The following is a 24,105-nucleotide window of genomic DNA, read 5'->3' as shown; positions in this document are numbered from 1 at the left end:
ATTCCCAATCTTAAGCGAGGGAAAGCATCGTTCTGGGCTTTCACAATTTGTCGATGAGAAAAAAGCCAAAACAGATCCTTTCCCTCATAGTCCAATAATTTACGGTTATTGGGTAGAGACTTTTGGGCCATATTCCCAAAATTATATGAGGGATTTTTTTGTACGCTATAAAGTTAATTTTATATTAGCAGGATTTTTGACAAAATGTCAAGGTAAAATCGAACATTCTATATTATAAAAACATGAATGTTCGTGTTTTCCGAATCACCAAACGAATGGGAAGGCATATGATGAATGAGCGGAGGAGGGAGACGCTATGGCCAATGAAAACCCGTTCACACCGTTTTCCGATTGGACAAAACATTGGCAGCAATTTTTCCAAAACGACTTTTGGGGAAACATCCAACCGTTTTTGCCATCATCCAATAAATCATCTTCGGGTATGAACATTTACAAAAAAGACAACGAACTGCTCATTGTCATCAGCCTCCCGGGGCTAGAAAAAATCGAAGATGCCGAAGTGTATGTATCGTACAAAACGCTGGAAGTAAAAGCGATGATCAACTTGAATTTTCAAGGATTTGATTTAGTGGAAGAAGGCATTTTTCAAGGTCAATTCGAAAAAATGATCCCCTTGCCATTTCCTGTCAAGGCAGACCGCATTGAAGCAACATACCATAACGGCCTCTTGTTCATCCACCTGCATCGGCTCATCCCAGAAGAGCAGAAAAAGAAAATTATCATTAAAAAAAGCAAGTAACGCCCCTCCCAATCAAAATAGAGCAGTCGTCGCTTTGTTCCTATTACCGTGAGATAAAAAAAGAGGGTGTCCCATGCCGTGCAGGACACCCTTTAGCGAGTTTCCGTTTCCTATCGTTTTATGAAAAAGGGGGTCTAGGAAACGATGATCACGCTTTACATTTTGGGGGAGAGGATTTAAAATGGCGTCATTAGAAATGACTCATTTAGAAATAGGCAAAAAAATGAGAGAACTATATAGCTCCCTCATTTTTGCCTGCCTAGCAGCGACCTACTCTTGCAGGGGCGCTGGCCCCAACTACCATCGGCGCTGGAGAGCTTAACTTCCGTGTTCGGGATGGGAACGGGTGTTTCCTCTCCGCTATCACCACTAGGCAAGCGATTTAGTTTTGACACCATTTATTATACTGAAAAAATAAATAATGTCAACAGGAAATTCATTCCCTCAAAACTAGATAACCGTTTGGTGGGAAGAAGCCTCCGCTTTTCGTACTGTCTAGCTCCGGCCGCCATCGGCTCGCGACGCTTCGGTCCTGCTGTGGCGGCAACACATTGCATACGCTCCTGTGGCACCACCCACGCAGAACCAAGCTTTGCTTGGTTCGAGCCTCCTCGCAGGCCCTCCAGCGCGTCTCGCCGATAGGTGGGCGGCCTCCGCTTTTCTAGGTTAAGCCCTCGATCGATTAGTATCCGTCAGCTCCACGTGTCGCCACGCTTCCACCTCGGACCTATCGACCTCGTCATCTTCGAGGGATCTTACTCGCTTAACGCGATGGGAAATCTCATCTTGAGGGGGGCTTCACGCTTAGATGCTTTCAGCGCTTATCCCTTCCGCACATAGCTACCCAGCGGTGCCCCTGGCGGGACAACTGGTACACCAGCGGTGCGTCCATCCCGGTCCTCTCGTACTAAGGACAGCTCCTCTCAAATTTCCTACGCCCACGACGGATAGGGACCGAACTGTCTCACGACGTTCTGAACCCAGCTCGCGTACCGCTTTAATGGGCGAACAGCCCAACCCTTGGGACCGACTACAGCCCCAGGATGCGATGAGCCGACATCGAGGTGCCAAACCTCCCCGTCGATGTGGACTCTTGGGGGAGATCAGCCTGTTATCCCCGGGGTAGCTTTTATCCGTTGAGCGATGGCCCTTCCATGCGGAACCACCGGATCACTAAGCCCGACTTTCGTCCCTGCTCGACCTGTCCGTCTCGCAGTCAAGCTCCCTTGTGCCTTTGCACTCTCCGAATGATTTCCAACCATTCTGAGGGAACCTTTGGGCGCCTCCGTTACCTTTTGGGAGGCGACCGCCCCAGTCAAACTGCCCACCTGACACTGTCTCCCACCCCGATAAGGGGTGCGGGTTAGAATTTCAATACCGCCAGGGTGGTATCCCACCGACGCCTCCACCGAAGCTGGCGCTCCGGCTTCCCTGGCTCCCACCTATCCTGTACAAGCGATACCAAAATTCCATATCAGGCTGCAGTAAAGCTCCACGGGGTCTTTCCGTCCTGTCGCGGGTAACCTGCATCTTCACAGGTAGTATAATTTCACCGGGTCTCTCGTTGAGACAGTGCCCAAGTCGTTACACCTTTCGTGCGGGTCGGAACTTACCCGACAAGGAATTTCGCTACCTTAGGACCGTTATAGTTACGGCCGCCGTTTACTGGGGCTTCGGTTCGCACCTTCGCTTGCGCTAAGCGCTCCCCTTAACCTTCCAGCACCGGGCAGGTGTCAGCCCCTATACTTCGCCTTTCGGCTTCGCAGAGACCTGTGTTTTTGATAAACAGTCGCTTGGGCCTTTTCACTGCGGCTCTTCGGGGCTCATCACCCCAAAGAGCACCCCTTCTCCCGAAGTTACGGGGTCATTTTGCCGAGTTCCTTAACGAGAGTTCTCCCGCGCGCCTTAGGATTCTCTCCTCGCCTACCTGTGTCGGTTTGCGGTACGGGCACCTCTTCCCTCGCTAGAGGCTTTTCTTGGCAGTGTGGAATCAGGGACTTCCGGATCAAATCCGTCGCCATCACAGCTCAGCCTTTACGGCCAGCGGATTTGCCTACTGGCCAGCCTTACTGCTTGGACAGGCTCTTCCAGCCGCCTGCTCACCCTATCCTCCTGCGTCCCCCCATCGCTCAAACGGGAAGGAGGTGGTACAGGAATCTCAACCTGTTGTCCATCACCTACGCCTTTCGGCCTCGGCTTAGGTCCCGACTAACCCTGAGCGGACGAACCTTCCTCAGGAACCCTTAGGCTTTCGGCGCAGAGGATTCTCACCTCTGTTTTCGCTACTCATACCGGCATTCTCACTTCTAAGCGCTCCACCAGTCCTTCCGGTCTGGCTTCGATGCCCTTAGAACGCTCCCCTACCGATGACCAACGGTCATCCCGCAGCTTCGGCGGCACGTTTAGCCCCGGTACATTTTCGGCGCAGAGTCACTCGACCAGTGAGCTATTACGCACTCTTTAAATGGTGGCTGCTTCTAAGCCAACATCCTGGTTGTCTTCGCAACTCCACATCCTTTTCCACTGAACGTGCACTTGGGGGCCTTAGCTGGCGATCTGGGCTGTTTCCCTCTTGACCACGGATCTTATCACTCGTAGTCTGACTCCCAAGGATAAGTCATTGGCATTCGGAGTTTGACTGGGTTCGGTAACCCGATGAGGGCCCCTAGCCCAATCAGTGCTCTACCTCCAAGACTCTCACCTTGAGGCTAGCCCTAAAGCTATTTCGGGGAGAACCAGCTATCTCCAAGTTCGATTGGCATTTCACCCCTACCCACACCTCATCCCCGCACTTTTCAACGTACGTGGGTTCGGGCCTCCAGCCGGTGTTACCCGGCCTTCACCCTGGACATGGGTAGATCACCTGGTTTCGGGTCGACGACGACGTACTCAAACGCCCTATTCAGACTCGCTTTCGCTGCGGCTCCGCCTCTTCGGCTTAACCTCGCACGCCATCGTCACTCGCCGGTTCATTCTACAAAAGGCACGCCATCACCCATGAACGGGCTCTGACTACTTGTAGGCACACGGTTTCAGGTTCTCTTTCACTCCCCTTCCGGGGTGCTTTTCACCTTTCCCTCACGGTACTGGTTCACTATCGGTCACTAGGGAGTATTTAGCCTTGGGAGATGGTCCTCCCTGCTTCCGACGGGATTTCCCGTGTCCCGCCGTACTCAGGAGCCGCTCGGGAGGGAACGAAGTTTCGACTACAGGGCTGTCACCTTCTCTGGCCGGCCGTTCCAGACCGGTTCGTCTACCCCGTTCCTTTCTCACTCCCATCTGAGCGGTCCTACAACCCCAAGAGGCACGCCTCTTGGTTTGGGCTGTTCCCGTTTCGCTCGCCGCTACTCAGGGAATCGCATTTGCTTTCTTCTCCTCCGGGTACTAAGATGTTTCAGTTCCCCGGGTGTGCCCTCCATGCCCTATGGATTCAGGCATGGATCCTGCCCCATTACGGGCAGGGGGTTTCCCCATTCGGACATCTCCGGATCAACGCTTGCTTACAGCTCCCCGAAGCGTTTCGGCGTTTGCCCCGTCCTTCATCGGCTCCTAGTGCCAAGGCATCCACCGTGCGCCCTTTCTAGCTTAACCTACAGCGCGTTTCGGCTTCTTCCTTATTGTCTAGCTTCGGCGCCTAGCTCTCTTCCGCCAAATAACCTTCCCCCTTGGGGTGCAAGCACCCCTGCGGGTGAAGAACATTTGGCTTCGAGAACTGACCGCGGCACCTCAGCTTTTCCGGTTATCTAGTTTTCAAGGAACGATTTGAAGGAATTCTCATTCCTTCAAAACTGAACGAAACAAAAGCGCGATTTGTTAATGATTGGCCATTAACGGCCTCCGCTTTTCGTGATGTCTAGCTCCAGCGCCTGGCTCTCTTCTGCCAAATAACCTTCCCCCCCTCGGGGTGCAAGCACCCCTACGGGTGAAGAACATTTGGCTTCGAGAGCCGACCGCGGCGCTTCCGCTTTTCGTCCTTAGAAAGGAGGTGATCCAGCCGCACCTTCCGGTACGGCTACCTTGTTACGACTTCACCCCAATCACTTGCCCCACCTTCGGCGGCTGGCTCCCGTAAGGGTTACCTCACCGACTTCGGGTGTTGCAAGCTCTCGTGGTGTGACGGGCGGTGTGTACAAGGCCCGGGAACGTATTCACCGCGGCATGCTGATCCGCGATTACTAGCGATTCCGGCTTCATGCAGGCGAGTTGCAGCCTGCAATCCGAACTGAGAGCGGCTTTTTGGGATTCGCTCCCCCTCGCGGGTTCGCAGCCCTTTGTACCGCCCATTGTAGCACGTGTGTAGCCCAGGTCATAAGGGGCATGATGATTTGACGTCATCCCCACCTTCCTCCGACTTTTAGCCGGCAGTCCCTCTAGAGTGCCCAACTGAATGCTGGCAACTAGAGGCAAGGGTTGCGCTCGTTGCGGGACTTAACCCAACATCTCACGACACGAGCTGACGACAACCATGCACCACCTGTCACCCTGTCCCCCCGAAGGGGGAACGCCCAATCTCTTGGGTTGTCAGGGGATGTCAAGACCTGGTAAGGTTCTTCGCGTTGCTTCGAATTAAACCACATGCTCCACCGCTTGTGCGGGCCCCCGTCAATTCCTTTGAGTTTCAGCCTTGCGGCCGTACTCCCCAGGCGGAGTGCTTATCGCGTTAGCTACAGCACTAAAGGGTGTGACCCCTCTAACACTTAGCACTCATCGTTTACGGCGTGGACTACCAGGGTATCTAATCCTGTTTGCTCCCCACGCTTTCGCGCCTCAGCGTCAGTTACAGGCCAGAGAGCCGCCTTCGCCACTGGTGTTCCTCCACATCTCTACGCATTTCACCGCTACACGTGGAATTCCGCTCTCCTCTCCTGCACTCAAGTCCCCCAGTTTCCAATGACCCTCCACGGTTGAGCCGTGGGCTTTCACATCAGACTTAAAGGACCGCCTGCGCGCGCTTTACGCCCAATAATTCCGGACAACGCTCGCCCCCTACGTATTACCGCGGCTGCTGGCACGTAGTTAGCCGGGGCTTTCTCGTGAGGTACCGTCACCGCGCCGCCTTATTCAAACGGCGCTCCTTCGTCCCTCACAACAGAGCTTTACGACCCGAAGGCCTTCTTCGCTCACGCGGCGTCGCTCCGTCAGACTTTCGTCCATTGCGGAAGATTCCCTACTGCTGCCTCCCGTAGGAGTCTGGGCCGTGTCTCAGTCCCAGTGTGGCCGGTCACCCTCTCAGGCCGGCTACGCATCGTCGCCTTGGTGAGCCGTTACCTCACCAACTAGCTAATGCGCCGCGGGCCCATCCGCAAGTGGCAGCCGAAGCCGCCTTTCAACCAAAGACCATGCGGTCTTTGGTGTTATCCGGTATTAGCTCCGGTTTCCCGGAGTTATCCCGGTCTTGCGGGCAGGTTGCCCACGTGTTACTCACCCGTCCGCCGCTGACCAAACAAGAGCAAGCTCTCGTTCGGTCCGCTCGACTTGCATGTATTAGGCACGCCGCCAGCGTTCGTCCTGAGCCAGGATCAAACTCTCCAAAAGAAAGTTGATTGGCTTGCGCTTCGTTTCGTTCAGTTTTCAAGGAACAAATTTTATTCTTTCGCTCGATGAATTCACTCTCATCAAAAGCGACTCTTATATTTTATAATTTCTTTTTGTTCTTGTCAATACATTTTTTATCTTTTTTTCGTCGCATCGAAGCGACTTTATTAATATAGCACCTCTATTTTAATGTGTCAACTGTCCATTCAAAGTTTTTTTGTTTTTATCTCTTCCACTCTCTGGCCAACATTCCGTACACCACATGATCAACAAAGTGGTCGTAAAGCCACTCCGCATCACGAATCGTTCCTTCCATGACAAAACCTAGCCGTTCCGGGATTGCCCTGCTCCGCTGGTTTCCCACCGCACAGCGAATTTCAACTCGATTCACTCCCTGCTCAACGAACAAATCGTCAATGCAAGCTTTGCATGCTTTCGTCATCAATCCTTTTCCTTGAAACGATTCACCAAGCCAATAGCCGATACTCGCCTTTCTGTTGGCCCAGTCGATGTAATGGACGCCAATCACCCCGGCTAATTGTCCTTGATAAAAAATCCCCGCCTCAAATCCATTGCCAGTCGCAAACTTTTGCAGTCCTTGAGAAATGAACGCCTTCGAATCCTCCACCGTCTTTGTGGAATCGACCCATGGAAGCCATTGACGCAGGTGCGCACGGCACGAATCAACCAACGCAAAAAGCGGCTCCGCATCTTCCTGCGTCAGCAACTTTAACCACACATCTTTCTCCACGTAACGGATAAACACCAATAACTCCCCCTCCAACTTTTTACCATTATACCATATTCAGATCATCCGACTCCTCATGCGAAAAAATTTATCCATAGATACAAAAAAAGACTGTTCCCAAGATGGTCAAACTTATCCTAGGAACAGTCCTTTTCTCTTTTTCTATTCTCGCAAGAAGATGAAATAACAGATAAAGATAACAAACAGCACATACAATAATGGATGCACTTCTTTGCCGCGGCCTCTTAAAATCATTGTGATCGGGTAAAAGATGAAGCCAACGGCGATGCCGGTCGCAATACTATAGGAAAGCGGCATTGTGATGAGTGTAAAGAACGCTGGCACAGCGATTTCGAACTTCTTCCAATCAATCTCGCCAATCGACGAGGCCATCAATACCCCGACGATGATCAAAGCAGGCGCGGTAACCGGTGCGGTAATGACGCTTAACAGCGGTGAGAAAAACAAGGCGAGCAAGAACAAAATTCCTGTGACAACCGCTGAAAATCCAGAGCGTCCCCCAGCAGCGACACCGGCGGATGATTCAATGTAAGATGTCGTCGTCGATGTGCCGAATACCGCCCCGACCATTACTGCCGTTGCGTCAACAAGCAACGCTTTGCCGGCGCGCGGCAGTTTATTGTTTTTCAACAATCCCGCTTGGTTGGCAACCGCCAAAAGCGTGCCGGTCGCATCGAAAAAGTCAACGATAAAGAACGTCAAAACAACACCGAGCATTTTGAGAGAGAAAATGTCTGGCAAGTGTTCAATCGCAACGCCGAACGTCGGCGAAATGTCTGGAATAGCACCAACAATTTGCTTTGGCACTTCAATTAAACCGAAAATCATGCCGACGACAGCCGTAATGACCATGCCGTAAAAAACGCCGCCATTCACTTTTTTCACCATCAAAATGACAGTGATAAACAACCCGAAAATAGCAAGCAGCGTATTACCATCTCTTAAATTACTCAACCCGACTAGCGTCGCATCGTTATTCACAATGATGCCGGCATTTTGCAGGCCGATGAACGTAATAAACAGACCGATTCCGGCACCAACAGCATATTTCAACTCAACAGGAATGGCATCAATAATTTTTTCCCGAATACCCGTCAGCGTTAAAATCGTAAAAATGACCCCAGAGACAAAAACTCCCGCAAGCGCCGTTTGCCACGGAACCCCCATATGCAATACGACAGTGAAAGCGAAAAAGGCGTTTAGCCCCATTCCTGGTGCCAAGGCGATCGGATAGCGGGCGAGCACCCCCATCAAAATTGACCCGTACGCCGCTGCCAAAGCGGTGGCGACAAATACCGCTCCTTGGTCAATGCGCAGTTCGTCCGGGAAATCTCCCACTGCCCCTAATGACAACGTAAACGGGTTGACGAACAAAATATACGCCATCGACAAAAATGTAGTCAGCCCGGCAATGATCTCTGTCCGATAGTTTGTACCGAGCTCATCAAACTGAAAATATTTTCTCACGTTTGTCCCCCCTATAAAAAATAAAAACGCCTCTGCAGCTACCAGAAGCGTTGACCAAGGAGGAATGACGAATATAGAGAGGACATTGACCCTCTACTTCACATCCCTCGTAGTCAAGCTATTTACGGTAGCTTGGTAGAAACTCCCGAGCCATATTCCCGAGATTATACGACGGAATTCGACAATATTCACAATCCATGACCATTGTATCAATATGGACAACCGCTGTCAAGAAAACAAGCGAACATTCCAAAGGAAATGTTCACCTTTCATTCGTTTTTTATCCCAAGAATTACTCCCACTGAATCGGAGCTGGCGGATTAGATGTAATGTCGTATAGAACGTACTTAATACCTTTAACTTCGTTAACTATATGATCAGATACTTTTACTAACATGTCCTATTGGATACGGACAGTCAGAAGTCATGTAGCGATTTAAATTTTGCCGGTCTTTTTAAATTTCCAATTTCCGATTTCAAATTTTTTGCTGTCTATTCGATTCGCAAGCTGACGAGTTTCTATAAATTCGTCCGTCACCGTCACAAAAAACTGTTTTCCATCCTTTTCGACCAAATAGAATCGTTTATCATTATTTTTCAAATAATTGAGAAACTCAGGTGTTCCAAATGGTGCGTCTGTGAAGAACCCAAGTGCATTGTCAACGATCTTTTCTCCTTTTGTGAGTTTCTGGTAAGCAAGAAGCGAGTAGATTTCTGCATTTGGGAATTTATCACGAATAACACGATTTTTCTTTGAAGATTTAAGACCCTTGCCATACTCTGATAAGTTGTACGGCTCACGCATAACCATTTCGTCCAAAGTCTCTCCATCATCAAGCAGATAATCAATGCTCGCATTCAATAATTTGGATAAATTTTTTAAATTATCTATATCCGGTAAACCTTTGCCCGATTCCCATTTCGCAACTGCAGAACGAGAAACCCCTAATTTTTCAGATAGCTGTTCTTGAGAAAGTCCTGCCTCTATTCTTGCCTTCTTAATTTTTTCTCCTAGTGTCATTTTTGTTTGATGACCCCCTTGCTTAAATTTGTTGCACTCATTGTAAATCAAAACCCTTTCAAAGAACATTCACTATCTATAACATCGCTGTCACTTTGCGTAACAAAGGATAAAAACGCTTATTTATCGCGGTTTATTGGCTATTTACTTCAAGAAATATTTTTCTTGATCTTAAAATATTTTATTGTTTCTTTACCATATACTATTTTTCTGGACACAAAAAAGTCGCCTACTCCATTTATGGAATAGACGACTTAACCATCAATTTTATATTATTCCCACTCGATCGTCGCGGGCGGTTTACTTGTAATATCGTAGACGACGCGATTGACGTGCGGCACTTCGTTCACGATACGTGTTGAAATGCGTTCGAGCACATCCCAAGGAATGCGAGCCCAGTCGGCGGTCATCCCATCGATCGATGTCACCGCGCGAATGGCGACCGTATAATCGTACGTGCGGGCATCCCCCATCACTCCGACGCTGCGGATATCAGGGAGAACGGTGAAATATTGCCAAATTTCGCGGTCGAGTCCAGCTTTTTTCACTTCTTCCCGCAAAATCGCATCCGATTCACGGACGATTTCCAACTTTTCTTCCGTCACTTCACCAAGAACGCGAATCCCAAGACCAGGTCCCGGGAACGGCTGACGCCAGACGATTTCGTCCGGAATGCCCAATTGTGTGCCAAGTGCGCGTACCTCATCTTTAAACAGCGTATTGAGTGGCTCGATCAATTCAAATTTCATATCTTCCGGCAAGCCGCCGACGTTATGATGCGATTTAATCGTTTGTGCCGTTGCTGTGCCACTTTCAATAATGTCAGTATAAAGCGTGCCTTGCACTAAAAATTCAATGCCTTCGAGCTTGGCCGCCTCATCGTCAAACACATAAATAAATTCGTTGCCGATGATTTTCCGCTTTTGTTCCGGGTCGGAGACCCCTTTTAATTTCGCCAAAAAGCGTTCTTTCGCATCCACTTTAATGACGTTCATCTGGAACTGTTCGCGGAACGTTTTCATGACGCTTTCCGCTTCGCCTTTGCGAAGAAGGCCGTGATCAACAAAAATGCATGTGAGCTGATCACCGATGGCACGATGCACCAATACAGCGGCAACCGATGAATCAACTCCACCGCTTAATGCACAAAGCACTTTTTTCCCGCCAACTTGTTCACGAATGCGACGCACTTGCTCATCGATGAAGTTTTCCATCGTCCAGTCGCCGTGACAGCCGCATACGTCGAAAACAAACCGCTTCAGTACATCATTTCCATAAATGGAATGACGCACTTCCGGATGGAATTGCACCCCGTACCATTTCCGACGTTCATCGCTCATCGCGGCGATCGGGCAGGAAGAACTTGTCGCATCGACGATAAAACCGGACGGCGGGGCAGTCACTAAATCGCCGTGGCTCATCCAGACGACTTGTTCATCCGGCAACCCGCGGAATAGCAAAGAATCATTTTTCACTTGGATAAGCGCTTTGCCGTATTCACGGTGTGTGGCTTTTTCCACTTTGCCGCCCAAGTGGTGCGCCATAAGCTGCATCCCGTAACAAATCCCCAAGATTGGCAGCCCGAGTTCAAAAATCGCTGGATCGCACGTAAACGCTTGTTCATCATATACGCTGTTCGGACCACCGGAAAAAATGATTCCTTTAGCATTTAACGCGCGAATTTCTTCCGCACTGATCGTGTGCGGATGCAGTTCGCTGTAGACGCCAAATTCACGGATGCGGCGAGTAATCAGTTGGTTATATTGGCTTCCGAAGTCCAATACGACGATCATTTCTTGGTTCATCTTATCCACCCCGTCGAAAAAATAAGCGCTGCCATCGCCCAAATAACATGATGAAGGCAGAATAGCAGCGTCTTCTGCCTTCATAGTCAGGCCGTTTACGGCGGCCCGGTAGAGACACGTGAGCCATATTCCCACGCATATATGAAAGGCTTTCGTTCTGTTCGTATGCAAATTTGAATCCATTCTATCAACTTGACAGCAGTCGGTCAAGTGATCGTCCTTTTTATTAAATTTTCCCACAATTGACGCGCCTCACGGATGTCGATACGGTCGCTATTTGCGCCGTAGATCACTTGCTCATACCATTTTGTCAGCCGTGCCATTTCATTGGTTTCCAATAAACGATCCACTTCAATGGCGTACTGGCGCAGCGTTTCATCCTCTTTTCGTCTCAACCCGTAGTCATGTAATTGACGCAACAATGCCAAGTAAGCAGGAACAAGCCATTCTGGCCCGTCAACTCGACGGCAGCGAAAACAAAAAAGCGTCCAGCGCGGCCACCATTTCCGTCTTGTCACGTAGAGCGTGCCACCCAACGCAGCCAACGCAACGAACACGGTCAGCGCCGTTTTCCATGACCAGACGCTGGCTAACTGCTCCCACCAATGACGATCTTGTTTCTGCGAAGATGGTTCGATCAATTGTTCGAGCGGCACAAGCGGTGTCTCTTGTTCTTCCGGTTGAAATGACGGCGCTTGTTGCTCTTCATTGGAAGTGGAAAGCGAAAAGGCATACGGATTGACAAACCCTTGTGTCGGCTCAAACGGCACCCAACCGACGCCCTCAAAGTAAACCTCGACCCACGAATGTGCGTCGTTGTTTCGCACTTTATAAAACTCAGCCCCATTTTGCTCCTCGGCAAGCTGTCCGGATGTATAGCCTTTCACCCAGCGCGCGGGAATACCTAGGCTGCGAACAAGCACAGCCATTGAGGTGGAAAAATTATCACAATACCCTTGTTTCGTTTCAAACAAAAATTGATCGACATAATCTTGATTGGCTCTTGGGACGGCAACATTCGTCGTTTCGTACGCATACCCGTTCATATGGAAATATTGTTCAATGGCTTTCACTTTATCGTATACCGTCTCTTTTCCTTCGGTAATTTGCTTTGCCAAATCACGCACCCGCTTCGGAAGCGTATCCGGCAGTTGCGTATAGCGCTTCAGAAAAATGGCGTCTTGGACTGGAGCCGCGGAACGCAATGCCTCGATGGGGAAATCCGGCTCCATATACGTGATCGTATACCGCTGAATGGGAAGTGCATTGGCATTTATATCGGTCGTATAAATTTTTTCTGTCGCCATATGCATGCGGTAGACAATGTTGTCAGACGTTTGCACTTGTTGTAAACCAATCGGATAAACGAGATGGAACGCTTGATCTTGGCGGGTGATTTCCGCTGTCTGTTCCGCCGTTTTTACTTTGTCGCTCCACCATTCATGCTCCATCAGTCTTCCGTTTCTGAATGATTTCACTTGTTCACTCTGGAATGATTCCCATCCCTTTCCAGTGTAAACATCTTTCGTTTCTACACGCCAATAATGACGACCTTCATCTTTAGCAATGAACACAACCGTATCATCAGCGATAAACGGTCCGCCGAGGCGAGAATCATTTTGCCCATAGCCGATTTTCTTGACAACAGCTGCTGTCGTCGTGTCAAACTCCTCCCCAGAGTCAGCGGCATAGCTACGAATAAACGCAACCGGGTCCGGCCATTGCGGCGGCAGTTTCGGCCCAACATATCCGGCCGTAACGGCAATAGCAGGAATAGATAGAGCTGCCGCCCGCCACTTCCGGATATAAGCAGCCCCTCCTTTTGCCCGCATCCGCTCCCCATGCAGCCAAACGAATGCGAAAAAACCGAGCGCCACAAGGCGAACAATCGCTCCGTTTCCACTGTAAGGGAAAAACGTATCCAACACAGCAATATAGCTAACCGTGAGCGCATAAGGGACAAACCACCGGTTTCGCCGCACAACCAGCCAGTGCCAAACAAACGAAGCCGCCCATAAAGACACAAAAAAGGCAAGGGTGCGCAGCGCATCGTCCGGCATCGATGCTCCTCCCCCGACAAGCCAAGCAACGCCGTCCCACCATAATGCGCGTGGGACATCCCATATCGCCTCATCATAAAACCATTCATCAAGCGCCCACCATATATAACCGATTTTACCGAGGGCAGAAAGCCAGGTGGGAACACGCAACGTATAAAATAGAAAACAAATGACGACAAACATCGCGAATGTCCCGATATGCGCTGTGTCCGCAACTGTGTCAAGCGGCCAAAGCCATTCCGTGAGCAACCAAGCAGCCAACCCATTCGGTAACACGGCGGATAACATAGTCTCCGCCCTTTGTTTCATCCGTTTTCCCCTCCTTGCCGGATGGTTTGCAACATCTGCGGGTCAATGTGCAATACATCCCCCCCGCTGCGGCGGAGCCCGTCCGCCCAGCTCTGTTGCTTATGACTCCACTCCCGGCTGACGACATATAGTACGACCTGTCGTTTGGATGCTATTGTGCGCAATTGCTGCAAAAGTGGAATCGATAACGCGGAGGTTAAAATGATACACCCGGCAGCTGCACGCCAGTTCGTTTCTTCTGCTAACGTGCGCGAGAGCGGCTCTTTGCCCTCGCCGTTCACTTCCGCCAACTGGAGAAGAATGGACGGCCACTGTTTGTCATGGGATCGCGGCGCTAAGAACGAGCGCTTTTTTCCAGCAAAGAGCAGCCCTACCGGCACTCCATCATCAAGTAACCCCTTCGATACAGAAGCGGCCAATGTGACAAGTTCCTCAAACACTGGGGACGGGGCGCCGTCAAGCACCACGATCCAATCGTTATTGCGCTGTTCATCAAATTCTTTTGTCATTAGCTCCTGCCTGCGCGCCGACGCTTTCCAATGCACCCACGACATTTTATCGCCGGGCACATACTCACGGACACCGGCCGCCACCGCCATGTCGCGGTGAAGCGGAATCGGGCGCGCTGCTTTTCCGTGCGCAAACCACTCACGCATCGATTCAAACGGCCATTCGATATAGCGCGGATAGACGATTACCGTGCACGGGACGTGGAATGAGGCTGTTTTGCTTACCCATCCGAATGGATCGCCCACCTCAAGACAGACGGTTTCCAATTGATGACGGCCACGTGGCAACCGTAACGACCAGGTAAATGACAGGCGACGACGAAACGACAAAGCGAACATTGCTCTTCCGCACTTCTGCTCTTCCTCAACAACGGAGAGTACTGCTAGCGGAATCGGCCACGGCAAATCAATTCGAACGGTGACGGGGATAGATTCGCCCACATGATAGTGTCCAACTGGCACCGTTCGGCTCACTGTGGCGCGCCGAAGCGGGTAGATCATGATCAAGAGCGCATATAAACCGAACGGCAAAAAACTGTAAAACAAAAACCAACTGACAAACCCGCCTTGAAACATGGCGTATGAAAACAAGACAGCCGCCAAAAGTAACAAACCGGTGAAAGCAAACCAACGGCGCCAATTCCGTTTCATCTTTATCGCCGCCCTCGCACCGGCACCGGTGTACGGGCAATCAGTTGCGCAACGATAGTTTCCCCATCAAGCTTGTCCCATTTTGCTTCCGGACGGACAAGCAGACGGTGGGCGAGCACATAGGGAGCGAGTTGCTGGACATCATCGGGGATGACAAAATCACGGCCGTGGATGAGTGCATACGCCTGCGCCGCTTTCATCAAGGCGACCGACCCGCGCGGGCTGACGCCCAAATAGACCGCTTCATGCGTACGGCTTTGTTGGACAAGTTCAACGATGTATCCTTTCACCGTATCACTCACATGCACATCCGTCACCTTCCGTTGCAAGGCAAGCAATTCCTCAAGCGACATGACTGGACCGATCTCCGAGAGCGGCGCTGTTTTTTCAAGCCGGTTTAACATTTCGATTTCCTCATCATGTGACGGATAGCCCATCTGCAATTTCAGCAAAAACCGATCCAACTGTGCTTCCGGAAGTGGATATGTTCCTTCATATTCAATCGGGTTTTGCGTCGCCATGACAAAAAACGGTTGCGGTAGTTGGCGGGTAACCCCATCTACCGTCACGCTCCCTTCTTCCATCGCTTCAAGAAGCGCCGACTGTGTTTTCGGCGACGTCCGGTTGATCTCGTCAGCAAGCACAATATGGCCGACAATCGGTCCAGGTTTATACTCAAATTGCTGCTCTTTCGGGTTATAAACAGAAATGCCGATCACATCGCTCGGTAATAAATCCGGCGTAAATTGAATTCTTTTCAACTCGGTACTGAACGATTTTGCCAACGCACGCACGAGCATCGTCTTGCCGACACCCGGCACATCTTCAAGCAATACGTGCCCCTTGGCCAACAGTGCTGTTAAGCTGAGTACAATGACTTGGCGTTTCCCGACAATGACTCGTTCTACATTGCGAACGACTTGTTCAATTGAAGAAAGCAACGGTTCGTTCATTACATCAAACTCCTTTTATGGAGATCCATGGGACTTTTAGAGGTAGACAATATATAGTTTATACTATTAATATGATATCGAATATACACAACTTTTGGAATCGATTTGCAACAAAGGGGAGGAGAAAAAATGGGGAAATCGAAGTGGAAGATGATCGGCCCTGGGTTGATCGTCGCCGCCACCGGAGTCGGAGCCGGCGACTTAGTCGCTGCTCTTGTCGCAGGAACGAACTATGGCCTTGTTTTCATGTGGGCGATTATCGTCGGGGCTGTGTTCAAATTCGTGCTGAACGAAGGAGTTGGACGTTGGCATTTATTAAGCGGAAAAACGATTTTCGAAGGCTGGCAATCGATGGGGAAATGGGCGTCCATCTACTTTGGGGTGTATGCGATCATTTGGGGATTTGTTTACGGAGCGGCGGGCACATCATCGTGCGCGCTTGCGATGTCGGCGATGATCCCATCGATTCCGCTTTGGGCGTGGGCAATCATCCATGGCCTCGCTGGTTTTGCCATCACTTGGTCGGGGCGGTTCCAACTGTTTGAACGGGTGATGAACGTGCTCGTCGGACTGATGTTTGTGACGGTTGTTGGTTCGGCACTGCTTGTGTTGCCACAGCTGAACGATCTTTGGAAAACCGCCGTTCCTGATTTGCCAAAAGGGTCGCTTTTGTATGCTCTCGGGCTGATCGGAGGCGTCGGCGGCTCGATTACCATGGCGTCTTACGGATATTGGCTTCAGGAAAATGGCTGGAAAGGCCGGTCCTACGTATCGCCAATGCGTTACGATTCCGCTGTTGCCTACATTGTGACAGCAATTTTTACGTTGTCGCTCCTGATTTTAGGCGCCGCTCTTCTCTACGGAACGAATACCTCGATCAACGGCGAACAAGGGCTTGTCTCGTTTGCCTCGATCATGGGCAATGAGCTGCATCCAGCCGCCCGGTGGCTCTTTTTGCTTGGTTTTTGGTCGGCATCGTTTACATCCGTCATCGGCGTTTGGAACGGCGTTTCCTATTTGTTCGCCGATTTTGTTCGCAACATGCGAAAAACGCCGATTGGCACCGAGTCGCTCAACCAGTCGAAAGCGTTTCGCTTCTACGTCTTTTGGCTCACTTTTCCGCCGATGCTCTTACATTTTATCGGCAAGCCGGTCGGTCTTATTATCGCCTACGGGGCGCTTGGAGCGCTGTTTATGCCGTTTTTGGCCGTCACACTGCTTTACTTGCTCAACTCGAAAAAAGCGCTTCCAGATGAAGGAAGGAACCATTGGCTGTCAAATGCGCTACTCGCCCTGTGTTTAGCACTGTTTGCCGTCTTGTCGATTAATGAACTCATTGGTTTGTTTACTTAACATTTGCCTGCTGCAAAGCAACCAACTAGTAGTGAAAGGCTGCTCCAACTAAAAAACGCTCATCCCGCTTAAAGGGGATGAGCGTTTTTGGCTAACCCATTCTCTCCAGTCTTATCTACTCATCGTCTTGTTCCGTTAAATCATCTTCTCCGGTCTTACCCATTCCTCGTACTGTTTGGCCGTCACATACCCAGTCTGCAACGCCGCTTCTTTCAGCGTCAATCCTTCGCGATGCGCAAGCTTAGCGATTTCCGCGGCTTTGTCATAGCCGATATGCGGGCTTAATGCCGTCACCAGCATCAGCGAGCGCTCCACGTACTCTTTCATTTTCGTTTCATTTGCCTCTAACCCTTGAGCACATCGCTCATCAAACGAGCGGATGGCATCGCCAAGCAACTGCACCGACTGAATGGCGTTATAAGCGATGACCGGTTTGAACACGTTTAATTGAAAATTACCTTGACTTGCCGCAAAACCGATCGCAGCATCATTGCCGAACACTTGCACGGCAACCATCGTCATCGCCTCGCTTTGCGTCGGATTCACTTTACCCGGCATGATTGAGCTGCCCGGTTCATTCGACGGAATCACGATTTCCCCAAACCCGGAACGCGGCCCGCTCGCTAGCCAACGGATATCGTTAGCGATTTTCATCAAATCAGCCGCAAGCGCCTTCAACGCCCCATGAACGTAAACGATCTCATCATGGCTTGTTAACGCGTGAAATTTATTTGTTGCTGAGCGGAATGGATAGCCGGTTTGGGCGTGCAACTGTTTGGCCACTTGTTCGCCAAATGATGGCGGCGCATTAAGCCCTGTGCCGACCGCCGTACCTCCAATCGCCAAATCGAGCAGCTTGTCGGTCGCTTCCACGATCATCGTTTTGCTTTTCTCAAGCATCGTCCGCCACCCAGAAATCTCTTGTCCAAATGTGAGCGGTGTCGCATCTTGCAAGTGAGTGCGCCCAACTTTGATCGTCTTCTCATAGCGACGTTCTTTGGCCGCAAACGTGCCAATCAAACGATCAATTGCCGGCAGAAGATGCGTTTGAATTTTCGTATAAATAGCGATATGCATCACCGTTGGGAACGTGTCATTTGAGCTTTGCGACATATTGACATCGTCGTTCGGATGAATGCGTTCCTCCCCGTCAGGGAGTAGCTCGTTCGCCCGTCTAGCCACCACTTCATTGACGTTCATATTCGTCTGCGTCCCGCTTCCCGTCTGCCAAACAACAAGAGGGAAATGTGCATCCCATTGGCCAGCCAAAATCTCGTCGCAAGCCGTCACAATCGCCTGCCTCTTTGCTTCACTCAACTTTCCAGCTTGCTCGTTGACGATGGCCGCCGCTTTTTTCAGCTCGGCATAAGCATAAATGAGTTCAAGCGGCATCGTTTCTTTGCCGATGCGGAAGTTTTGCCGGCTTCGCTCCGTTTGCGCTCCCCAGTATTTATCGGCCGGCACCCGCACCTCCCCAAGCGAGTCGCGCTCTATTCGTTCGTTCATCACGTCGTCCTCCTTTGTTTAGGTATTCCTGCATTACATGTGTATTCCCATTTTGGCACAGAAGGCCGGCGAAAAACTTCATTTTCTTCTACAACCTCTAAAAAGAGCAGCGCTTTTTTACGCCACATGTATGGTTGAATCATTAGTCCGCTAGACGATTACGGAAAAAACCTGCCTCTACAATGATGGATTCATGAATGCGTGAAAGAGAGAGGATTCTCTCAACTAAAGTCCTTTTCGGAAATCCTCATTCCATCATCGCTTTCTTTGTTGATGAGACGGTTCACTGAAAAGACGACAAAAAAAGACAGCGATAATTCCTAAGCCAAACGGCATGTATGCTAATTTGAAAAACGAAACATATTCATATATCACATGACAAGAGAACATGAGCAGACGGAGCAGCCAACAAGTATATTTTACCCCCTCCCCCCCTTCAAGCAGACAATTCAGTCAAAAACAGTGAAAAGAACCTTTTTTACTGTTATAATAACTATAGCTAAAATAGATAACAGGAAAGGGTTCATTTGTTATCTTTATTAAATATAAACCGAAAATGGTTTATATTTACACAAAACCCCAAAAATAAGAACCCCATATAGGTAAACTACTCATCGTCAACGCGGATATTCATTTGACGATTGAATCTAAAACATATCCTTAGCACATTTGTTAATATTAGACGCCATAATCCATACGGCGCTTTAAAAACAAATAAACCATCAATAAGGAGGAACATTTTGCGATGAATATTCGAGAAAGTGAACTTCCAGGAATTGGGTACAAATTTGAAATTATTACTCGAAACAAAGATAAACTTGTCATTGTGATTCATGACGATGGACGAAGAGAAATTTATCACTTTGACGCAGATGATTATGATGAAGTCGTTAGCAGTGTGACATTAAGCGACCAAGAAGCAAGGCAAATTGCCGGGATCATTGGAGGAATGGCATACAAACCAAAAGCGCTCGAAACAGTGGAATTTGCCTTTGACGATCTCATTATCGAGTGGTTTCAAGTGGAGCCGAACGCCCCTGCTGCAAATAAAAAAATTGGAGAGCTTGATATTAGAAACCGTTTCGGCGTCAATGTTATTGCTATCAAAAAGAAACATTCTCAAAAATCTTATAACCCTGGTCCAAATACGTTGATTGAAGCTGGGGATACATTAATCATGTCTGGAGAAAGACAACAAATAAAGGAGATCATGAATCATCTACTATCAAATAAGGAGTGATGGGAATAAATGAACCACTTAGTACTGGAAGTGGGAACGGCACTCGTTTTAGTCGCTATTGGATCCATCATTGCCAATAGATTAAACTTCTCCATTATCCCGTTTTTGATCATCATCGGCATGCTGGTTGGGCCCCATGCCCCTACAATTGGGATTATTGACCTCACTTTTATTGAAAGTAATGAAATTATCCAGTTTCTAGGGAGGATCGGGGTACTTTTTTTGCTGTTTTATTTAGGTCTTGAATTTTCTGTCGGCAAGCTGATTAAGTCCGGAAAAAACATTGTGGTTGGTGGCAGCATCTATGTCATAATGAACTTTGTTTTAGGATTGGTTTATGGCAAAACCGTAGGAATGCCATGGATGGAAACCCTTCTGATTGCCGGGCTCCTCAGTGTATCATCAAGTGCCATCGTGGCCAAAGTTCTCGTCGATTTAAGGAGAACGGCCAATCCTGAAACAGAGCTCATTTTAGGGATGATCCTTTTTGATGACATCTTCCTTGCCCTATTTTTGACGACGATGTCAGGGGTTTTGCTAGCTGGATCCACCTCCTTTTTCGGAATCAGCCTATCGGTTTTAACATCTGTTGCTTATATGCTGCTATTTTTTGTCATCGCTCGTAAAGGTGCCCCTCTACTGAACAAATGGTTAAATATCAAATCCGATGAAATATTCATCATCGTTATCTTTGCTATTCTCTTTTTCGTTGCCGGCTTTTCCGAAACGCTTCATGTCGCTGAAGCTATCGGGGCCTTACTACTGGGGCTTGTCTTTTCGGAAACCGAACACCGCGATCGAATCGAACATTTAGTTGTTCCATTCCGCGACTTCTTTGGAGCTATCTTTTTCTTTAGTTTCGGTTTGACTATTGAACCATCCACCTTAATTCATGCGTTTTGGTTATCATTAGGAGCCGTTATCGTCACTCTACTAGCCAATATGGTGGCGGGAATGATCGCCGGAAGAAAGGCTGGATTGTCCTACAAAGCCTCTACAAACATTGGTTTAACGATCACGGCGCGTGGGGAATTTTCTATTGTCGTTGCGAATCTAGGGATTACAGCGGGGTTAAACCCTATCTTAACTCCTTTTACCGCTCTTTACGTTCTCATGCTCGCGATATTGGGACCGCTCTTTGCCAAAGAAAGCAAAACGATCTATAAACTACTCAACAAAGTATTTAAATGGGATAAGAAGCTAGCTAAGGAGAAGGAGAAGCAAAAGGAAAGAGTCGAAGTTGCGGAAAAATAAGTAACGGCTGCAACATCCTTCTTTATCGCTCGTTTACTCCAATCCATCTCTTATCTCCTTCTTCCGAGTGGACGCTCAGTCACCGGATCAAAGGCCATTCGGGAACGTATTCAATTCATGCAACCTATCGGTTAAAAAGGGGAATTCTCTATGCGAATACGATGGGCCCCGGGTCTGATTTTGCTTCTATGGCCTGCCAGCTGTTCGTTCGGCAATATCGAACCACCAAAATGAAGGTTAACCATCAACGGCGAAACGGTCGATCACCGACTTGGAACTTATACGTGGTCAACAGGCCGACGAGCAGTTACTGCTGACGCCGCCCCACCGCAGCTCGTCAAAGAACTCTCTCCCTATACCGCTGCTCCGGGGGCAAAACTTCGCGTTCAATTTGACTATCGCCCATCAACACTCGAAGCTGGCGTATGGAACGGCGACGATGTCGACTGGCAGTTAGTTCCCAATGGAACGATTGAGCTGCCTGAACAGCAAGGCTCGTACATCTATGTCATTCATGCCACTTGGAAAGAGGGGGACGCTATTTACGCGTTCCCTATCACCATTCAATAGAAAGAGAGAATAACTTTTCCCCTCTCCAAAAAGAAAAGGAACACTGGGAATATTCCCAGTGTTCCTTTTTTGACTAGGTGGATTACATCATGCCGCCCATGTCCGGCATACCCGGGTTGGCGCCACCTTTGTTTTCTTCTGGCTTGTCGGCAACGACCGCTTCTGTCGTCAAGACCATAGCAGCGACAGACGCAGCGTTTTGCAATGCCGAACGAGTTACTTTCGTTGGGTCAACGATACCCTCTTCGATCATGTCTACCCATTCACCTGTTGCAGCATTGAAGCCGATGCCTGCTTTTTCGTTTTTCAGGCGCTCAACGATGATCGAGCCTTCCAAACCAGCATTTTGCGCGATTTGACGAACCGGCTCTTCGATGGCGCGCAGAACGATTTTCACACCCGTTGCTTCATCGCCTTCAGCTTCAATCGCAGCCACTTTGCTGTAGACGTTCATCAATGCCGTACCGCCACCAGCAACGATACCTTCTTCTACAGCAGCACGAGTCGAGTTAAGCGCGTCTTCGATGCGCAGTTTGCGTTCTTTCAACTCAGTTTCTGTCGCCGCACCAACTTTGATCACTGCTACGCCGCCAGCCAATTTTGCCAAGCGTTCTTGCAGTTTTTCGCGGTCGAATTCCGAAGTAGTTTCTTCAAGTTGCGCACGAATTTGGTTAATGCGTGCTTTAATGCGCTCAGAATCGCCAGCACCTTCGACGATTGTCGTCGTTTCTTTCGTGACAACAACTTTCGACGCACGGCCAAGCGATGCAACCGTTGTCGATTTCAGTTCACGACCAAGCTCTTCAGAGATGACTTCGCCGCCAGTTAAAATCGCGATATCTTCGAGCATCGCTTTGCGACGGTCACCGAAGCCAGGTGCTTTTACAGCAACAGCGTTGAACGTACCGCGCAGTTTGTTAACAACGAGGGTCGCGAGCGCTTCACCTTCGACGTCCTCAGCAATGATCAAGAGCGGACGGCCTTGTTGAACGACTTGTTCAAGAACCGGCAACAGCTCTTGAATGTTCGATACTTTTTTATCCGTAATTAAGATGTACGGATTTTCAAGAACAGCTTCCATTTTTTCCGTATCCGTAATCATGTACGGCGAAACGTAACCGCGGTCGAATTGCATTCCTTCGACAACGTCGAGTTCTGTCGTGAAACCTTTCGACTCTTCGAGGGTGATGACGCCGTCGTTGCCGACGCGCTCCATCGCTTCAGCGATCAATTGACCGACTTCTTCGTCAGCAGCCGAGATCGCAGCAACTTGGGCGATCGACTCTTTTCCTTTGATCGGTTTCGAGATAGCTTTTAATTCTTCTACAGCAACAGCCACTGCTTTTTCAATCCCGCGACGGATGCCCATCGGATTGGCGCCAGCAGCAACGTTTTTCAACCCTTCACGGATCATTGCTTGCGCTAATACAGTAGCCGTTGTCGTTCCGTCCCCAGCGATGTCGTTTGTTTTGCTAGCGACTTCAGCGACCAATTTCGCACCCATGTTTTCAAACGGGTCTTCAAGCTCGATTTCTTTCGCAATCGTTACCCCGTCGTTCGTGATGAGCGGAGAACCGAATTTTTTCTCCAATACGACGTTGCGGCCTTTCGGACCTAATGTGACTTTTACTGCGTCTGCGAGTTTGTCCACCCCGCGCAACATCGCACGGCGCGCTTCTTCGCTGAACTTAATTTCTTTTGCCATTACCCCGTTACCTCCTTATAAATTAGTGAAACCGCATACTAGAAAGATTAAGTATGAAATAGTAAGTATGTTTTTGGAATATCTATGTCATAAACGCATATATTAGCCGATGACAGCTAAAATGTCGCTTTCACGCAAAATTAAGTATTCTTTGCCGTCGTATTTAACTTCCGTGCCGGCGTATTTCGAGAAAATGATACGGTCGCCGACTTCAACTTCCGGCGCAACGCGTTGACCGTTATCAAGCACACGGCCTGTGCCAACAGCTACAACGCGGCCTTCTTGCGGTTTTTCTTTGGCCGTATCCGGCAACACGATACCGCTAGCCGTTTTTTCTTCTGTTTCCACGACTTCAATGACAATGCGATCGCCTAATGGCTTCAACACGGGAAACGACCTCCTTAACGATAGTTTTCGCCGTTCTTATTAGCACTCGTTACTATCGAGTGCTAACACACTTATAATATTAATGAACTTCTCTCAGTTTTGCAAGTAGGAAATACAAAAAAATAACTGTTTTTCCGAGAAAAAAGAATACATGAGTTGAACAGCTGTTAACCCTAGGATCCGCCGGCATGAAACCCGTTTTCATTATTGCACATTTCCAAAACCGATAAACAGCACTCGACATTTTTTAT

At 49.2% G+C, this 24,105-nt stretch carries 15 protein-coding genes, 3 rRNA genes and 3 riboswitches; of the genes, 4 read left to right on the top strand and 14 right to left on the bottom strand.

Annotation, left to right across the window (positions count from 1 at the left end):
• Window positions 1-67: 67 nt before the first annotated feature.
• Window positions 68-169, bottom strand: a riboswitch (purine riboswitch).
• 147 nt (window positions 170-316) lie between these two features.
• Window positions 317-760, top strand: coding sequence for an Hsp20/alpha crystallin family protein (locus IC804_RS11325; RefSeq protein WP_081157370.1), 444 nt, complete (start codon window positions 317-319; stop codon window positions 758-760).
• Window positions 761-1,017: 257 nt separating this feature from the next.
• Here IC804_RS11325 and rrf read toward each other — a convergent pair.
• The 11 genes from rrf to IC804_RS11270 all read right to left on the bottom strand — a co-directional run bounded on the left by rrf (window position 1,018) and on the right by IC804_RS11270 (window position 15,839).
• Window positions 1,018-1,134 (bottom strand): 5S ribosomal RNA (gene rrf, locus IC804_RS11320).
• 288 nt (window positions 1,135-1,422) lie between these two features.
• Window positions 1,423-4,351: ribosomal RNA gene (locus tag IC804_RS11315) — 23S ribosomal RNA — on the bottom strand.
• 387 nt (window positions 4,352-4,738) lie between these two features.
• Window positions 4,739-6,295: ribosomal RNA gene (locus IC804_RS11310) — 16S ribosomal RNA — on the bottom strand.
• The 16S, 23S and 5S rRNA genes sit together here, the layout of an rRNA operon.
• 223 nt (window positions 6,296-6,518) lie before the next feature.
• Window positions 6,519-7,061: a GNAT family N-acetyltransferase gene (locus tag IC804_RS11305; RefSeq protein WP_029761829.1), complete on the bottom strand. Its 543-nt coding sequence runs from the start codon at window positions 7,059-7,061 to the stop codon at window positions 6,519-6,521.
• A gap of 144 nt (window positions 7,062-7,205) precedes the next feature.
• The gene (locus tag IC804_RS11300) at window positions 7,206-8,531 is read right to left on the bottom strand and encodes an NCS2 family permease (RefSeq protein ID WP_008882003.1); all 1,326 of its coding nucleotides are present in this window, start codon (window positions 8,529-8,531) and stop codon (window positions 7,206-7,208) included.
• Window positions 8,532-8,621: 90 nt separating this feature from the next.
• Window positions 8,622-8,723, bottom strand: a riboswitch (purine riboswitch).
• A 100-nt stretch (window positions 8,724-8,823) separates the two neighbouring features.
• Complete coding sequence (locus IC804_RS11295) at window positions 8,824-8,928, bottom strand: GMP synthase (glutamine-hydrolyzing) (RefSeq protein ID WP_080320020.1); 105 nt, start codon at window positions 8,926-8,928, stop codon at window positions 8,824-8,826.
• 39 nt (window positions 8,929-8,967) lie between these two features.
• Window positions 8,968-9,552, bottom strand: coding sequence for a helix-turn-helix domain-containing protein (locus IC804_RS11290; RefSeq protein ID WP_081157457.1), 585 nt, complete (start codon window positions 9,550-9,552; stop codon window positions 8,968-8,970).
• A 272-nt stretch (window positions 9,553-9,824) separates the two neighbouring features.
• Window positions 9,825-11,357: a glutamine-hydrolyzing GMP synthase gene (guaA, locus tag IC804_RS11285; protein ID WP_029761827.1), complete on the bottom strand. Its 1,533-nt coding sequence runs from the start codon at window positions 11,355-11,357 to the stop codon at window positions 9,825-9,827.
• Window positions 11,358-11,420: 63 nt separating this feature from the next.
• Window positions 11,421-11,522: riboswitch (purine riboswitch) on the bottom strand.
• A gap of 41 nt (window positions 11,523-11,563) precedes the next feature.
• Window positions 11,564-13,726 carry a transglutaminase TgpA family protein gene (locus IC804_RS11280; protein ID WP_081157456.1) on the bottom strand — a complete coding sequence of 721 codons (2,163 nt, stop codon included), beginning with the start codon at window positions 13,724-13,726 and terminating at the stop codon, window positions 11,564-11,566.
• Entirely contained in the window at window positions 13,723-14,886 is a 1,164-nt protein-coding gene (locus IC804_RS11275; RefSeq protein WP_029761825.1) for a DUF58 domain-containing protein, read from the bottom strand. The genes IC804_RS11280 and IC804_RS11275 overlap by 4 nt, the downstream gene beginning before the upstream one ends.
• A 2-nt stretch (window positions 14,887-14,888) precedes the next feature.
• The gene (locus IC804_RS11270) at window positions 14,889-15,839 is read right to left on the bottom strand and encodes an AAA family ATPase (RefSeq protein WP_008882010.1); all 951 of its coding nucleotides are present in this window, start codon (window positions 15,837-15,839) and stop codon (window positions 14,889-14,891) included.
• Window positions 15,840-15,968: 129 nt separating this feature from the next.
• On the opposite strand from IC804_RS11270, the gene IC804_RS11265 reads away from it, so the two are divergent.
• Window positions 15,969-17,192 (top strand): Nramp family divalent metal transporter, encoded by a 1,224-nt coding sequence (locus IC804_RS11265; RefSeq protein WP_008882011.1) that lies wholly within the window; start codon window positions 15,969-15,971, stop codon window positions 17,190-17,192.
• Between the two features lie 135 nt (window positions 17,193-17,327).
• On the opposite strand, the gene fumC is transcribed toward IC804_RS11265, so the two are convergent.
• Window positions 17,328-18,698: a class II fumarate hydratase gene (gene fumC / locus IC804_RS11260; RefSeq protein WP_008882012.1), complete on the bottom strand. Its 1,371-nt coding sequence runs from the start codon at window positions 18,696-18,698 to the stop codon at window positions 17,328-17,330.
• Between the two features lie 745 nt (window positions 18,699-19,443).
• Here fumC and IC804_RS11255 point away from each other — a divergent pair.
• Window positions 19,444-19,938, top strand: a complete 495-nt coding sequence (locus tag IC804_RS11255; protein WP_008882013.1) for a cation:proton antiporter regulatory subunit — start codon at window positions 19,444-19,446, stop codon at window positions 19,936-19,938.
• 9 nt (window positions 19,939-19,947) lie between these two features.
• Window positions 19,948-21,192 carry a cation:proton antiporter gene (locus tag IC804_RS11250; RefSeq protein WP_008882014.1) on the top strand — a complete coding sequence of 415 codons (1,245 nt, stop codon included), beginning with the start codon at window positions 19,948-19,950 and terminating at the stop codon, window positions 21,190-21,192.
• Window positions 21,193-21,844: 652 nt separating this feature from the next.
• On the opposite strand, the gene groL is transcribed toward IC804_RS11250, so the two are convergent.
• Both groL and groES read right to left on the bottom strand, forming a co-directional pair.
• Window positions 21,845-23,467 (bottom strand): chaperonin GroEL, encoded by a 1,623-nt coding sequence (groL, locus tag IC804_RS11245; protein WP_008882015.1) that lies wholly within the window; start codon window positions 23,465-23,467, stop codon window positions 21,845-21,847.
• Between the two features lie 102 nt (window positions 23,468-23,569).
• Window positions 23,570-23,854, bottom strand: coding sequence for a co-chaperone GroES (gene groES / locus IC804_RS11240; RefSeq protein WP_008882016.1), 285 nt, complete (start codon window positions 23,852-23,854; stop codon window positions 23,570-23,572).
• Between the last annotated feature and the right edge of the window lie 251 nt (window positions 23,855-24,105).

It is taken from the genome of Geobacillus sp. 47C-IIb, from assembly GCF_014679705.1.
GTDB lineage: Bacteria > Bacillota > Bacilli > Bacillales > Anoxybacillaceae > Geobacillus > Geobacillus thermodenitrificans.
The sequence above is the reverse complement of the archived record's forward strand: the minus strand, read 5'-3'. Positions and strand labels throughout refer to the sequence as shown.

What these genes read in the sequence shown, in the direction of transcription:
- IC804_RS11325 (WP_081157370.1), top strand. Translation starts at nt 317, where the DNA reads ATGGCCAATGAAAACCCGTTCACACCGTTTTCCGATTGGACAAAACAT.
- IC804_RS11295 (WP_080320020.1), bottom strand. Translation starts at nt 8,928, where the DNA reads ATGTTAGTAAAAGTATCTGATCATATAGTTAACGAAGTTAAAGGTATT.
- IC804_RS11290 (WP_081157457.1), bottom strand. Translation starts at nt 9,552, where the DNA reads ATGACACTAGGAGAAAAAATTAAGAAGGCAAGAATAGAGGCAGGACTT.
- guaA (WP_029761827.1), bottom strand. Translation starts at nt 11,357, where the DNA reads ATGAACCAAGAAATGATCGTCGTATTGGACTTCGGAAGCCAATATAAC.
- IC804_RS11280 (WP_081157456.1), bottom strand. Translation starts at nt 13,726, where the DNA reads ATGAAACAAAGGGCGGAGACTATGTTATCCGCCGTGTTACCGAATGGG.
- IC804_RS11275 (WP_029761825.1), bottom strand. Translation starts at nt 14,886, where the DNA reads ATGAAACGGAATTGGCGCCGTTGGTTTGCTTTCACCGGTTTGTTACTT.
- IC804_RS11270 (WP_008882010.1), bottom strand. Translation starts at nt 15,839, where the DNA reads ATGAACGAACCGTTGCTTTCTTCAATTGAACAAGTCGTTCGCAATGTA.
- IC804_RS11265 (WP_008882011.1), top strand. Translation starts at nt 15,969, where the DNA reads ATGGGGAAATCGAAGTGGAAGATGATCGGCCCTGGGTTGATCGTCGCC.
- fumC (WP_008882012.1), bottom strand. Translation starts at nt 18,698, where the DNA reads ATGAACGAACGAATAGAGCGCGACTCGCTTGGGGAGGTGCGGGTGCCG.
- IC804_RS11255 (WP_008882013.1), top strand. Translation starts at nt 19,444, where the DNA reads ATGAATATTCGAGAAAGTGAACTTCCAGGAATTGGGTACAAATTTGAA.
- IC804_RS11250 (WP_008882014.1), top strand. Translation starts at nt 19,948, where the DNA reads ATGAACCACTTAGTACTGGAAGTGGGAACGGCACTCGTTTTAGTCGCT.
- groL (WP_008882015.1), bottom strand. Translation starts at nt 23,467, where the DNA reads ATGGCAAAAGAAATTAAGTTCAGCGAAGAAGCGCGCCGTGCGATGTTG.